This window comes from Algoriphagus algorifonticola (genome assembly GCF_007655305.1).
GTDB lineage: Bacteria > Bacteroidota > Bacteroidia > Cytophagales > Cyclobacteriaceae > Algoriphagus > Algoriphagus algorifonticola.
In genome coordinates this window covers 28,096-42,954 of record NZ_VLOG01000017.1, presented here as the reverse complement: position 1 = coordinate 42,954, position 14,859 = coordinate 28,096, and the positions used below count along the sequence as shown (strand labels likewise).

The following is a 14,859-nucleotide window of genomic DNA, read 5'->3' as shown; positions in this document are numbered from 1 at the left end:
GCGATTGATTTTGAAGCGGTTTGGACTCGTAATAAGAAGTCTACTGCATATTTCGGGTTAAATTCCATTTGACCTCTTTATAAAACGGCAATAATGGATTTTACCTTAAGAGCAAATTTATATTTGTGTAACTGCAAGATTGCGGCTACGCAGTTGAATTAAATTTTTAGAGTGTTTTAATCTGATTGATCAGCCAACTATGCTGACTGCGACTAAGGGGTATTTTTTTTCCTGCAATGTGAACTTCCGTAGAATCAATTGCATCTATGGCTGTCAGATTGATCAAAAAAGACTTGTGAATCCTAGCAAAAAAATGAGTGTCCAGTTTTCTCTCCAACTCTTTCAAGATTGCACGGATTACAAACTTTTTATCTTTAGTAAAGACCTTGGTATAATTTGCATCCGCTTCAAAATAAATAATATCCTGAAACTGGATTTTCACTAACATTCCATTGTGGCGCACAAATAAGCTGTCTTTTAGTACAAACTCATTTTCTTGGTGAGAAATAGAAGATTTTTTTTGTTCTGCTTTAAAATTAGCCAATGCCATTTCCAGTGTTGTATGGATGTCCTTTTCTGCAAATGGTTTAACCAAATATCCATAAGGGAGAACCTTTTTTGCCCTTGAGAGTGTCATTTGGTCTGCATGAGAAGTTAAAAACACAATTGGTATTTTAAAATTCTCATTGATTTCTTCGGCCAATTCGATACCGTCTTTTCCTCCCTTGATTTTGATATCGAGTAAAGCCAAGTCTACATCCTCTGTCCCCAGAATCTGTAAGGCTTCTCTTGCTGAAATAGCAGTACCTACCACATCGTATCCCAGATTTTCTAATATATCGCTCAAATCCTCAGCGATAATCAATTCCTCTTCAACTATTAAAACTCTAGACTTTTCCAAGTGACTCAACTATATAGAATAATGGATTTAAAGAATAACTTTTAATACTAAAAATAGAACTAAAGTGTTTAAATCAAACAGCGAATAGAAGATTTTAAACTTTTTCGCCGAAAACTAGCTATCAAACACTTTTTCTTAAATCAAAGCCTCCCAAAGGATCTCCACCGGATGCTTGGCTTTGCGACCGGTACCATCCGCAATCTGATGTCGGCAGGAAGTTCCAGGAGCAGCGATCAGTGTATCCGCTTCAGCTTTCCTTACCGCGGGAAATAGCACCAACTCTCCGACTTGCTGAGAAACCTCAAAGTGCTCTGCCTCATAACCAAAAGAACCAGCCATTCCACAGCAGCCACTTGGGATCGTTTCCACGGTAAAATTAGATGGAAGCGAAAGGATCTTTTGCGTCCAGGTCAGGGAAGAAAGTGCCTTTTGATGACAATGCCCATGCAACTTGATTTTTTGAGCCCTGTCCGTGAATTGTTCGGATCTGATATTTCCGGCCGCTACTTCCTGACCTAGAAACTCATCGATCAGCTTGACATGAAACTTAAGTTTTTTCGCTCCTTCTACCAACTCTTTTCCTACAATTCGAGGATATTCATCTCTGAAACTCAAAATTGCTGATGGCTCCAGACCAATTAGAGGAGTATTCCCGTCAATCAGTTTTTCGAAAATTTGCACATTGGCCTCGGCGTGCTTTTTAGCTTTTTCCAAAAGACCTTTGGAAAGAGCCGAACGACCGCTTTCCTCATGATCTACCACCTTGACCTCATATCCCAACTTCTTTAGAAGCGAAATGGCTTTGATCCCAATTTGGGTATCATTGTGGTTGGTGAACTCATCCACAAAGAAGTACACCGATTTGATCGTCTTTACAGGCCCGTCAAGGGAAGGATAGTTCTTTTTGTACCACTTTCTTAGGCTGATTGGACTGATTTCCGGGAGATGACGGCTTGGAGCTACTCCCAAAATGGATTTCATTAGCCTCCCAGTTAGAGAATTACTCAGGAAGAAATTAGCGATTCCAGGAACTTTGGAACCCAGCTCATTCAATTCATTGATATAGGCAAAGGCCTTGGATCGAAGAGGAATGCCATGCGTCTTCTGATATTGATAGAGGAATTCTGCCTTCATGCTAGCCATGTCCACATTGGAAGGGCACTCAGCCGTACAGCCTTTGCAGCTTAAACACAGGTCCAAGGCCTCTTTGATCTCTGGGTGGTCAAAGGCATTTTCCTTTTTATCCAAAGTCAAAAACTCCCGAAGCGTATTCGCTCTGCCTCTGACTGTATCTTTCTCATTTCGGGTTGCCATATAGCTCGGACACATGGTTCCGCCGGAACCCGGAAGTTTACGGCAATCCCCAGAACCATTGCATTTTTCAGCCAAACGCAAAATCCCTCCCACATTGGAAAAATCGATGATTGTTTTGTGGTCTGGAGTTTTCATCCCTGGCTCGTAGCGCAGGAATTTATTCATCGGCGCGGCATCCACGATTTTGCCGGGATTGAAGATGTTTTTGGGATCCCAGGTATATTTAATCCTTCGGAAAAGCTCATAATTCTTTTCTCCCACCATCAGCGGGATAAAAGCAGCGCGTACTCTGCCGTCTCCATGTTCCCCAGAAAGCGAACCCTGATATTTTTTCACTAACTGTGCGGATGCCAAAGAAATTTGATAAAACTCCTCCACATCCTCTGCCTTTTTCAAATCCAAAATAGGACGCAAATGGATCTCTCCCGCTCCGGCATGGGCGTAGTGAACAGGCTTTTGGTTGAAACCTTCCATCATGGCATCGACTTCATCGATGTAATCTGCTAAGTCTTCTATATCCACCGCGGTGTCTTCGATACAAGCAACTGCTTTAGGGTCGCCGGGAATGTTTCCCAAAAGGCCCAAGCCTGCTGCACGAAGAGCCCAAGCTGAAGCGACTTTTTCAGGCTCAATAATCGGAAAGGCATAGCCATAGCCGCCAGCTTTCAGGTCAGCTACTAATGACTCTCCTTTTTCCATGGCTTCCTCCAAGGTTTTGCCCCGGAACTCAATCATCAAAATCGCTTCAGGATCTCCCTCTACGAAATAGCGGTTTTTGGAGTACTCTATGCTCTCTTTGGTACAATCCAAGATGATTTTATCCATCAATTCCACCGCTGTAGCCGGATGCTTCATGGCGACCTGAGCGGACTTCATGCTTTCGTGTATGGTCGCGAAGTGAGCCGCTACGACGATTTCCACCGGATCGGGCAAGGGATCAAGACTGATTTTGATTTCGGTGGTAAAAGCCAAAGTTCCCTCCGAACCTGCTAATAGTTTACAGAAGTTGAATTTTTCCTTTCCTTCGAAAAGCTCTGCTTTCAGCAACTCATCCACTGCATAGCCGGTATTTCGGCGGTGGATGGACTTTTTGGGAAATTGAGCATGGATTTCTTCCCTGATTTCAGGGTTATTGAGTTCGTCGAAGATTTGACGGTAGATTATTCCTTCCAGATCCTTTTGTCCACATTTCCGATCAAACTCATCCTGAGAGATCTCTCCGAACACGACCTTATTCCCATCACTGAGAATGGTATTCATAGAAATTACCTTGTCCCGAGTTACCCCATATACAATGGAAGTAGTTCCTGAAGAATTGTTTCCCACCATGCCACCTATCATCGCCCGGTTGGCAGTAGAAGTGATAGGGCTGAAAAACAATCCATGTGGCTTCAAAAAGCGATTGAGTTCATCCCGAACCACTCCCGGCTGCACGCGAACCCAGCGTTCCTCCTTGTTGAATTCAAGGATTTGGGTGAAATGCTTGGAGACATCCACGACGATCCCGTTTCCCACACATTGCCCGGCCAAAGAGGTGCCTGCTGTTCGGGGAATCAAGGAAGTTCCGTTTTCATTGGCAAACTGAATCAGTTTCTGTATATCCGATTCAGACTTAGGAAAAGCTACCGCCAAGGGCATTTCCCTATAGACAGAAGCATCGGTGGCGTACAGGGTACGAGTGAGTCGGTCAAACTGCAAACTACCCTCCAGTTGGGTAGCTAGTTTTTCCAATTGAGGAACTAGATTGGGTTGGTTTGAAAGCATCATCAAAAATAGCTCTCTGACCAGATTAAAGAAATGATATGGGAAGAAATAAAATGAACAATAGTCAATGAGCCCACACCATACTCAAAGATTCCAATCCTCCTTAGAAGAGTCTACTTGAATTTAAAAATTAACCATCCGCACCGGTATGCGTCCCCACAGACCGTAGTTCTTTAATCAATAAATGCTTTCAAGACTCTTTCTTTTGGCCAAATCAAAGGATCAACTAGCAATGACCACTTCTACCAGTCCTTCAATCCACTTGAGCAGTCCATCCCAAGATCTCGCAGACTCGCAGAAAGCAGATTTTCCCGGTTTCTCAACTCCATCGGAGAACCCCTGTCTTTCAGCATTCCTTTTTCCAAGATCAATACCTCATCTGCAAGCAATGCCGGTTGGATGCGATGAGTGACTACCAAAACAGGAATCTCTTTCTTTACCTTCAGGATCAAGTCAAGCATTTTCTGCTCGGTCATCCGATCCATGGCTCCGGTGAATTCGTCCAGCAGAAGTACCTTAGGACGTTTGATCAAAGCCCTGGCAATGCCTACCAGCTGCCTTTGGCCTCCCGATAGATTCACTCCTTCTTCTCCCACCTGAGTAAAATAGCCCTGAGGCATCCGATCGAAAAATTCATGCAAGCCCAACTCTTGGCATCGCCGAACCACCTGTTCAAAACAAGCCGGATTGGGATCCAAGCTGAGGTTATACCCCAGACTCCCGTTGAAAATCTTGATCTCCTGAGGCGCATACCCCACCGGTCCACGCCAGCTTTTTTTAGAAATATCTTTCATGGACCTATCCTCATTGATCAGCATAACAGGAATCTGAAGGGCAATCAATTGAATCAGTAATTTGATAGGATAAGTTATCCATAGCCATTCTTTACGAAAATCAAGCAACTCATAAACTCGGGATTCGGAAAACTTATCAGAATAAAATTCATAAAGAACCAAATCATTCAAAACAACATAATCAATTAAGAAATAGAAAAGAACATAAAAAATAAAGTATATGATAAGAATTACCTTCATTACTTGCTAAAGAAAACATTTAAGTCCTTAATCCACTCTTTCAAAAGTCATTTCGGTCGGGCCAAGTTATCCACCTTTCCTTACAAACCTTAATTTCAGATTCGAATCATTTACAGAAGATACAAAGAACTTTAGAGGGTTTACTTTTCCAGATTCAAAAACAATCAGAGTATCTGATTTTAAGAGAAATTTTCCTTTCTTTTCCGAGACAGAGAAGTCAGGACCTGCATTCGTGAAAAAAATAGAGTCCTTCTGAAATGAATAAAAGGTATTATTCAAAACGAATTCCATACCTTGAATAGCATCTAACTTCTTTTCCTCCGACAATTTATTAAATGCATCGCTACCGACCATAGTCGTAAAACCAGTAAAATCAATCAACTTCCACCTTCCTTCTAACTTACTATTAAGATGGAAAGCAAAAATGGTGAATAAGTAAAAAGCCAAGATCATAAATACTTTTTTCAAAAACCTATTTTCGAATAAACATCCCTACTTCTAGCTAAATCTCCATTTGGAAAAATCAACCTAGTATATAATTCTTCTTCTCGACTTAATTCAATTAAATAGTTGTAAGTATAAATTTTATCATAATCAAAAATTTTCAAAGTATCTCCAATAATTATCCATTTCCCCTTTTTATGAACAATCTTTTTATCTCTTGGATTAACATCAACCCAATAAACTGTATCCTTTTTAAACTCTAAATAAGCATTTTTAAGGTATAGTTCATTTACTTGAATAATTTCATCTTGTTGTTCCTTTGGGGTTGCATGGAATGCAGGTGAATTAATCATATTAAAGTGTGCTTCAGCAAACTTTAAATCCCACTTTCCAAATAGAAGCGTTGGATCAATTATTAAAATGAAAATAAATATCTTAAGCATGAAATTGTTGATTTAGAGATAAAGGAATGAAGGGAGAAATTCTCCCTTCACTTCAAATCGAGTTAGGCTTGGGGATCATAATCTCGACAATAGGTATCAAAGTACTGTACTGCCATAGCATAAAGCTCATCGCTCCCCTGAAATGGACCAATAAAAATAGTCGCATAGAGATTTGCACAATAATCGTTTCCCCCCACTAGATTTTCCATCTGATCATTTGTTAATTTTTCCATAGTTGTTAATTGTTAGAAATAATTAAAAGAATGGTTGATATTAAACTATTTAGTTCATACTTCCAAATCATTGAATTTCAATAGGTTAAAAAAATACGAAAAATACAATTCCCAAAACTATATTTTACGAAATAATATTCTGAGTTCTACCTGCCCCCCCATATTAAAACAGTAGTTTATTTGACTTAAAAATAAACTAACAAAATATTTCATTGATTTTAAACTAATTATTTTTTTATCTCCACTTAGAAAAATACAACGAAGGATGTAATTATAAGTGGCCTATGATTAATTTTCAGGGAATTGAATTCACTTGACCATTAAGTTTGATAATTGCCCATTTCCCTCCTTTATTTGTGTACCACGATCTAAAGTTCCATGTTCTTCTACCTCTCCCAGTTTTTGAGTTTTTTGGCCATGCCTCTGACCATCCTGTTAATCTTGATAATCATTGGAGCGATTTATATCCGAAGAAAATGGGGCAAGAAATTACTTTGGACAGGGATAAGTCTTATGCTCTTTTTCACCAATCCATTTCTTTCCAATCTGGCCTTATTAGCTTGGGAACCTGAATTCAAATCTTTTGAAGAAATAGAAAGTCATGAAATCGGCATTATCCTCACTGGAGTAACCAATATGAGCAAAACCGCCTATGATCGAACCTTTTTTAACAAAGGTGCAGACCGAATCACCCATGCCCTTCAACTCTATCGAATGGGAAAAATCAAAAAAATTTTGATCACAGGCGGGCAAGGTCTTAATCCTTCCAATCCCCAGACTGAGGCTGAATTACTCAAGCGATTTCTAATCATGACCGGAATGCCAGAAGAAGATATCTGGATCGAAGACCAAGCCAAAAACACCGCTCAGAATGCGCAGTTCACCAAAGACTTTTTGGCCCAGAAAGGAATTCCTTTATCCCAGGAATTTATCCTGATCACTTCAGCTTTCCATATGGCCCGAGCCAAAGGTTGCTTTGATAAAGTAGGCCTAAAGACCACGACCTTTCCCACTGATTATTATTCCCACGACATCAAATATGACATTCCTTCCCTTTTATTCCCAGACCCTTTCTCCCTGGAATATTGGACCAAACTATTTAAAGAATGGATTGGGATTACGATGTATAAGCTTGTTGGATATATGTGATTTCGGGAAAGGAATTAAACCAACAAAGTCCCCTGAATAGAATCTCTTAATCTCGGCTCTACTTTCGCCTCCTCAGCAAATTCCTTCCAACGCTTGACAGCTTGCTTCACTTGCTCGATTTTCTCTTCCGGTTTTTTGATATTCATTTTCCGGGCCACTTCCAAAAAATCTGAATCAGTAATTCCCTCCCTTTTTCCATTGACCTGAAGGGATTGCCTACTCACCCAAATGCTACTAGGCCTGTAGGCATGGCAAATATCGTAAGCAGGAGACAAGGCCCACTTTCCAGTTTGATTCATCAAAAACGCAAAGTTTTTGGTATGATCATCACAGTTTCGGGCCAATACATTGAATACCATTCGGACAAACTGCTGCTCTGCTTCTGGATAAGTTAACCTCAGCATACGCATGGTTTCAAAAACCTGCTCATAACTATAACCCCCCACTTGATTGAAATCAAAATGGCGGATACCACAGAGACTCTGCATGTGGATTTTTTCTCCTGAATCCGTCCGATCGAATCGTTTGGTCATAAAATGAGCCCGACCGTTCTCCTCCAAAAGTCGGCATTCATTCATTTCAATTCCAGCTTCTTTAGCCATCAGATAATAGGCCATTTCCACCCTGCCATAACCTACCGTGGCTCCAAACTGGGTGTCATGTACTCCGTCAAATTTGATGATCCAATGAGAGAATCCTTTGGGGGCCTTCACCTGACCGCTTTTCACTTCTCCTGTATCAGGATTAAAAGCAATTACCGCCTTGGCCCTGGCGCCGCCGGCAGAGGTGCCAATCTTCAAAATATCTGCTAAAGCCTCCTCTTCCTCAAGGGAAAGATCAGTTTGAAAATTTTCTTTGCTGTTCAGCACTTTTTGGGCTATGCCCACCAAACTTTCAATCTCCAAAGAACTTGCCCGACCCATTTCCGTACGCAGTGCAGGTTTGATTTCTAATGCCCCTACCCCTCTCTTTCCAATAAAACAAAGCAGTTCCACTGGATTTAAGCTATCGGAAGGCCTTCCATTCTGAACCAACCAAGCGTTGATTAGCTGGTTCCCGTACTTATCAGGCAGCATGTCGGCCAGCAACCCCGGTAAACCTTTAAACGTATCAAACGCATCATCCCGGGATCTCCGGGTTTCAGGAAAAGAGTAGAGTCTTTTTCCCTGTGATAAAGGCATCAAAATAGGTGAAATATCCCATCCCGAGCGAAGAAAATTCCGATCAAATTCAAAACTGGCGACTTGCCTAGATTCATCCCAAAGCACGGCCCCTACCAACTTATTCCAAAGCCAAATCTCAGCTGCATTTACCATTCTGAAGGAGGATTTTCGGCTGCCTGATCAGTATTGCGGACTCGCTGCCGCTCTTGCTTCTTTTGAAGCTTGATGTATTCAAGCGGGCTGATCTGGGTCTGTGTCTTAAAAACCTCCAGAATCTGCAACTCATCCAAAACACGTAAGACCTGAATCAAGGTGATTAAATTGACCTTTTCGCCACGCTCCAATAAGCTGAGTGTAGAACGACTGATCCCAGCCTCATAGGATAATGTATCCTGAGTCTTATTGAGGTCCATTCGCTTCTTTTTGATAAAGTCTCCTATCATCTGAAGAATTGCTGCGTCTGATAATTGTGAGATATTCATGACTTATTTATCATTCATTATAATCAAAATTACAATTTTATGAATGAAAATTCAAACATTATATTATTTATTTTTGAATGATTAATCATGCGTATTTAGATTTTAATACATTTTATGAATGATTTATCACTCATAATTTATTTTTTGAATGTACACTTTATTTTTTCCCGCAGATTTTCACAGAGAAATTCACAGATTTCCGCAGATTTTTAACTTTATACTTTTGACTATATGAGACTAGCTACCCCTACTGACTAATTTTCATTGGCTCTGCTATCCACTACGGAGAAAAAATAAATCAAATCGCTTCTCCAAAGCTCTTATTTTCTCATCATTCCATTTGCTTCAACCAAAACGCCTCTCTGAGGCTGTTTGCAACCCAACCTGTAAATAGCACCAGAGATGTGATTTGGTAAATGCTTTGAAAAATTCCTTTTTCATTTAATACTCTATGTGGTAGAATTTATCGCTGCGACACTGCGAGCTTTTTTTACAAAACCTGCTAAAAGACATTGAGATTGCTTCGTCGTCGTACATCCTCCTCGCAAAGACGGTACGATTTACGCTTTCTAACTTTAGCTTTCAGCCTTTCCAGCTCTCTCACTTCAGACTTTATGCTTTATGAGACCGCTTCGTTCCTCGCGGTGACGACACTATTGATAATCAATGAGCAATCCCATACTGCAAAATGCCTACTGTCTACTTTCAGCTTTCAGCCTTTCCAGCTTTCTCACTTAAGCCTTCATACTTCCTTCCCTGCTCCAAACCATCTTCCATTTCCAGCCTTTTTCTTCCAATAAAATAGGATGATAAGCTAAGGCTGCTTTGGCCGTGGGTGAATTAAAAAAGCGTTGATCATCAGTTAAAACAGCAACCTGATCACCAGAAGGGTCGGCTCGAAGCAAATCCATGACTGCCGATGGTATATGACTGGAATAAGCTGGATCGCTTTCCATCAACTTCTTTTTCAAACTCCAATCAATTTCAAATTTCTCAGCTTCAACTTCCGGTGCAGGAATGGCTCTTTGCTTGCTTTGCTCCCGCACCCAAATCAAATAGGATCTTAAAAGAGATAGACCGGGATTTTGCAATTGACCGGGACGAAAGTCTTCAGGATCTATGGAAGAAATCAGGTGTAATTGCTTTCTGGCTCTACTTATAGCCACATTGAGACGGTTTTCTGCTCCCGATTTACTCAATAAGCCAAAATTGGTTACCAATTTCCCTTCACGATTAGGAGCATAACCCAGGGATAAGATCACCTGATCAAACTCATCCCCTTGCACATTTTCTATATTACGAACTTTGATTCCTGTCTGCTCTACCCCTGCTTTCCAGAGCTTCTCCCGAATCAACTCCATTTGAAAATAGTTGCCTGTCACTATCCCAATACTATCTCCTGAAAAATCTTTTTGAATTTGCCTAACTCTAGTCAAAACTGCATCAGCCTCCACTTGATTGACCTGATTTTCCCAAATCCCCTCTACCTTTTCCCAGGAAAAAGGAGTTTTTCCGGCTTGAATGATTGAATAATCAGGAAGGGTTTCCAATTGACCTTCATAAAAATGGGTATTGGAAAAATGAATCAAGGCAGGGTCAGCAGACCGATAGTGCCCCTTTAGCCTTGCACTTTCGAAGAAATTCCCGGCCAACTCCAACAATGACTCTGCCTCGAATTCCAAACCCTCCTCCTCACTTTCCCATTTGACCTGATAGAAATCTGAAGGCCGCAACTGTTTACTATCACCCGCAATAACCACCTGCTTTCCGCGAAGCATGGCCGGTAAGCCCAATTCAACAGGACATTGGGAAGCTTCATCGAAGATCACCAAATCAAATTGATTCCTTAGAGGAAAAAGAGCAGATACAGTCTCCGGACTGGCCAACCAGCAGGGCAAAAGTTTAAAGACCTCTTCACCCAACTCCTGAACCAATTTTCGAATAGCCCAACGCTGCCTTTTTTTACTAACCTGATGCAAAAGCTCTCTATAAGTCACCCTGTTTCCAAGTCGGTTGTATTCCAAATGCTGACTCATTTGCTCCCGCAACCTCAAAAGAGCCATATGTTGAGACAAGCTTCTTTTTTCCAAAATAGCTATTCGAAGCTCCTCCAGCTCTGACTCCATTTTCAGGGAACCTGCCTCTGCCAATACAGGAAATCTCCGTTCCAACTCGGCAATCCAGGCTAAAAACCAGCCATTCCAAAAAATCTGAACTTTGACAGCAGTACTTTCTTTGGGAAACTCTTGCCAAAGTTCTAATCCTAAATTTTGATTATCCCAGCCTAGTAAAAAGCGATCAAAAGCCACTAATTCCGTATAAACGGCATTCCAGTTCAATTCATTTTCGGGTATGCACGAAGAAAGTCCTTGTTCTAAAAGTGATTGAATCTGAGATTCACTCAACCAGGTATTCCAGAAAGTCCAGGAAGCACTTCCATTCTCCAATACCCCCATCCAAATTTTCAATTGCCCGAAAACATCATTCGTTGAATTCAATAGAGAATACCAATCACCTAATTCCTGCGAAGCGTTTATCCAATCTAAGGCAAGATTTAAGCGATTTATATCGACTTCAGCATCTTCCGAAAAAGGAATAGCCAAGCTTTGAGGTATAGCTTGTTTTTCTTCCTGAAGTTGGATTCTGATTTGAAGTTCCTCTTGAATATCCCGAAGAATGCTAGGACCTAATTTCAGCTCATTAGCCTTCAAGAGTTCAAATACCAAAGGGTACTTTGATTGGTTCAAATTGGCCCAAAACTTTCCGAAAAATGATTGGGATTTAGAAAGCAAAACTTCTAATTCTACTTGATATGCCTGGGGTTCAGCTTTCAATTCAAATTTCAATTGAGCCAATTGTTTCTTCTCTTCAACCAAGAAAAGTTGTTGTTTTCTAAGCTTTTTAACTTGCTCTTTATCTAAAATCAGATGAGAATCCAATTTTTCAGAATTCAACTGCTGCAAAGAATTATAGGCTCTGTGAAACTTCTGGAGTTTATTTTGAATTTGAAGCTCGGTGCTCACTTCTTTTTTCGCTAAACCAGAAGAATCTAACTCCAAAAGCTGTTTTCTAAAGCCCTCCACTTCCCAAATTGCCTGAGAAATACGGGGAAAATCAGCAGCTTGAACTTGGGCAAATGACTTTCTTTCATTCCAGAAACTAGGCTCAAACCTTTCCTGGTAGCGTGCATAGATTTTAAAATCTTGTTCAAAAGTCTTTGCCTGTTCCTGATTGAGTTTTAATAGGCTGCTAGATTTTAGGGCAGGTTTCTCCAAATCCACATTGAGGTACATCGCCTTAATTGGCATACCTGCCATACTATTATCAAAAAGAGCCTGACGGAAATCCTCCAATTTATCAGAAAGTCTGGCTATGCCTCTTGAGTATCGAGAGATTTCTCGTTCCAGATGAATGGCATCTATTCCTCTATTTTGCTCTTGATAGGCTTCGATGGATTCGATCTGCTTTTTAATTTTTTCAAAAAGTTGATTTCGATCCCCCTGAAAATCATGTACCAAAGCCAAAAATTGGCCAAACCCAACTTTTGCCATACGTTCAAAAACCACATCCAAAGCAGCTCTCTTTTGAGATACTACCAAAACCTTCTTTCCTCGAGCAATGAAATCTGATACCAGATTGGAAATTAACTGGGATTTGCCAGTTCCGGGAGGACCCTCTACTACCATACTTTTACCTTGTCGAACCTTCAGGAACACATTTTCCTGTGATGCATCCAAAGGAAAAATGGGAAACATCGCATCTTCTCTGGGAAAGGGGCGATTTTCTGGTACTTCAAAATGGGCTGAGAACAAATCTTCAAGACTCATATCCTGGCCTTCAGCATTCAGCTCCTCATAATCAGAAAAAAGGAAGCTCCCTTTTTGGGCAAAAGGACCCAACACAGCATAGGGTTTTAAAGTAAGCTTTCCTTCCTGATACTGATTCTGATCCGATTGAATCTGAGAATTTGGGAAAGACTGAATCCGATCTTCAAACAAATTGGATTGAACTTGAATTGAGAAATTATTCTGTACTATCTGATTGAGAGAAGTTCTAAATTCAGTAGGATCAGCAGGTAAATTTTCCAATTGCTCATCAGAAAAATTATCCGGTAATCGCTGTTTGGTGGCGTGCCTCCAGGCCAACAAAAAGGCTGGATTCCATCTCCAAGGTTCTGAGGAATTCAATTTCCATTGAGCATCAATCCGTTCTAATCCTACTGGCTTGAGTATCAATGGAGCTCTCATTAATTGTCCATTGATCAACTTCCCCTCTACAAATAGCCATGCCAGATAAAGACTTTGCTCTCCGGTTTCTTCCTGAATTAATTGATCTCTAAAAGCCAAGCGGGAAAGACTTTTTGAAAGCTGATTGGAGCTGGCGGATCTAGGATCCAATTCTGGAATTAAAGAAACTTGCCTTTTGCCTTGTAGTAGCTTTCGAATCAGTTCAAACGCTGGCGCTCCGGTCAAAAAATCAAAATCCTGCAAATCAATCATCCCAAATCCACTCAATCTTGGCATATACAGGGATCTGTTTTTAGTCGACAAATCCGTGAGCCGATTGAGATAAGTTTGAAAGATGGATTCGGGCATTTATTTAAAAGGCGAGTCTTTTTCTTTGGCCATTTGATTATACACAATTCCGTCCAGAATTCCCGGCATCCATTTATTCAGAAACACGGCCAATTTTCCCTGAAAAGTCAAAACCATATCCCTTTTTCTTTTCAATGTTGCCTTCAAAATATGTTGTGCCACTTCCTCCGAAGTCATCATTTTGGCCTCGTCACGGGGAGATTCACCTTGTGAGGAACCATCAGCGGTCAAGGCAGTATTTCGGATATTGGAAGCTGTAAAGCCTGGAGCGACAACAAGAACATGTACTCCTTTTTTCATCACCTCTGTACGGAGGGATTCAAAAAAACCATTCATTGCATATTTACTGGCAGTATAGGCTGTTCGGGCGGGAGTGCCTCGATACCCATTGATGGAAGAAATCCCGATGATCGAGCCTTTGGATTTTAAGATTGAAGGAAGACAATATTTGGTAGCATAGACAGTCCCATAAAAGTTGGTGTCCATCACTTTTCTAAAAACCTCCATATCCAAGTCTTCAAACAAAGCTCTCATGGAAATCCCTGCATTATTGATCAAGACATCTATCCGTCCAAAGTGATTGAGTGTTTTTTCAGCCATGTGACGGTTATCCTCTTCCTTAGCAGCATCTGCCAAAATCGAATAAACCTGAATACCAGATTCCTTTAATTTTTGTTCGGCGTTTTTGAGTTTCTCAGGATTACGGCCAGTGATAGCAATTTTCGCCCCTTCCTTTCCAAAAATTTCGGCACATGCTTCACCGATTCCCGAGGTAGCTCCAGTGATGAGAACGACTTGATCTTTGAATTTCATGAATACGATTTAATGGGATAAAGATAGGGAATGAGTAGCCTTTTGAAAATTTGATTCTGAAATAGAAGAATTTTTGTTGATTTCAATCAAATCGCACCGCTAGGCCTCTGGAAATAAAAAACCTCTTTTTTCAATCTAAAAGTACCGCTGGCGATTTCCTTCCAAAAGGAAAAAATCAAAAGCCACAGAGAGGCGCTTTCAGAAAAATAAAAACTTACATAGACTCGGAGAGGCGTTCTGATTGTAGAAATTAGTAGTGATTAAGTATCCAGAGCTTCGGAGAAGCGATTTGAAATTTTAAATCACCTTTCAAAGAGAAAAGATCTTTGCAACTTCAAATCGCCCCGCTGGGGCTCTGGGGGATAAAACTACCTCTTTCTACAATCAAATCGCGCCGCCGGCGTTTTCATATTTACATGAAACTTCCAATAGCCTCGAAGAGGCGTTCTGGTTGTAGAAATTAGTATCTATTGAGAATCCAGAGCTTCGGAGAAGCGATTTGATTATAAAAAATTATAGTGATT

Annotated in this window: 11 protein-coding genes; 1 reads left to right on the top strand and 10 read right to left on the bottom strand. The window is 40.7% G+C overall.

What is annotated here, in order from left to right:
• Positions 1-166: 166 nt before the first annotated feature.
• The 6 genes from FL972_RS03000 to FL972_RS19350 all read right to left on the bottom strand — a co-directional run bounded on the left by FL972_RS03000 (position 167) and on the right by FL972_RS19350 (position 6,133).
• Complete coding sequence (locus tag FL972_RS03000; RefSeq protein ID WP_144603431.1) at positions 167-901, bottom strand: LytR/AlgR family response regulator transcription factor; 735 nt, start codon at positions 899-901, stop codon at positions 167-169.
• 135 nt (positions 902-1,036) lie between these two features.
• Positions 1,037-3,979, bottom strand: a complete 2,943-nt coding sequence (locus FL972_RS02995; protein WP_144603580.1) for an FAD-binding and (Fe-S)-binding domain-containing protein — start codon at positions 3,977-3,979, stop codon at positions 1,037-1,039.
• A gap of 242 nt (positions 3,980-4,221) precedes the next feature.
• Positions 4,222-5,013: an ATP-binding cassette domain-containing protein gene (locus FL972_RS02990; RefSeq protein ID WP_144603428.1), complete on the bottom strand. Its 792-nt coding sequence runs from the start codon at positions 5,011-5,013 to the stop codon at positions 4,222-4,224.
• A 66-nt stretch (positions 5,014-5,079) separates the two neighbouring features.
• Positions 5,080-5,481 carry a hypothetical protein gene (locus tag FL972_RS02985; protein WP_144603425.1) on the bottom strand — a complete coding sequence of 134 codons (402 nt, stop codon included), beginning with the start codon at positions 5,479-5,481 and terminating at the stop codon, positions 5,080-5,082.
• The gene (locus FL972_RS02980; RefSeq protein ID WP_144603423.1) at positions 5,478-5,900 is read right to left on the bottom strand and encodes a hypothetical protein; all 423 of its coding nucleotides are present in this window, start codon (positions 5,898-5,900) and stop codon (positions 5,478-5,480) included. Before FL972_RS02980 ends, FL972_RS02985 begins: the two co-directional genes overlap by 4 nt.
• Before the next feature lie 62 nt (positions 5,901-5,962).
• The gene (locus tag FL972_RS19350; RefSeq protein ID WP_166669345.1) at positions 5,963-6,133 is read right to left on the bottom strand and encodes a hypothetical protein; all 171 of its coding nucleotides are present in this window, start codon (positions 6,131-6,133) and stop codon (positions 5,963-5,965) included.
• 378 nt (positions 6,134-6,511) lie between these two features.
• Between FL972_RS19350 and FL972_RS02975 the strand changes: the two genes are divergently transcribed.
• The gene (locus tag FL972_RS02975; RefSeq protein WP_144603421.1) at positions 6,512-7,282 is read left to right on the top strand and encodes a YdcF family protein; all 771 of its coding nucleotides are present in this window, start codon (positions 6,512-6,514) and stop codon (positions 7,280-7,282) included.
• Positions 7,283-7,296: 14 nt separating this feature from the next.
• Here the strand turns inward: FL972_RS02975 and FL972_RS02970 are convergent, their stop codons facing one another.
• From FL972_RS02970 to FL972_RS02955, 4 genes are all read right to left on the bottom strand, one after another.
• A complete protein-coding gene (locus FL972_RS02970) occupies positions 7,297-8,598 on the bottom strand; it encodes a type II toxin-antitoxin system HipA family toxin (protein ID WP_144603419.1) in 1,302 nt (433 codons plus the stop codon).
• Positions 8,592-8,927, bottom strand: coding sequence for a helix-turn-helix domain-containing protein (locus tag FL972_RS02965; protein ID WP_144603417.1), 336 nt, complete (start codon positions 8,925-8,927; stop codon positions 8,592-8,594). Before FL972_RS02965 ends, FL972_RS02970 begins: the two co-directional genes overlap by 7 nt.
• 734 nt (positions 8,928-9,661) lie before the next feature.
• Positions 9,662-13,522, bottom strand: coding sequence for an AAA domain-containing protein (locus tag FL972_RS02960; protein WP_144603415.1), 3,861 nt, complete (start codon positions 13,520-13,522; stop codon positions 9,662-9,664).
• Positions 13,523-14,335: an SDR family oxidoreductase gene (locus FL972_RS02955; protein WP_144603413.1), complete on the bottom strand. Its 813-nt coding sequence runs from the start codon at positions 14,333-14,335 to the stop codon at positions 13,523-13,525. It lies immediately after the preceding gene.
• Positions 14,336-14,859 lie beyond the last annotated feature (524 nt).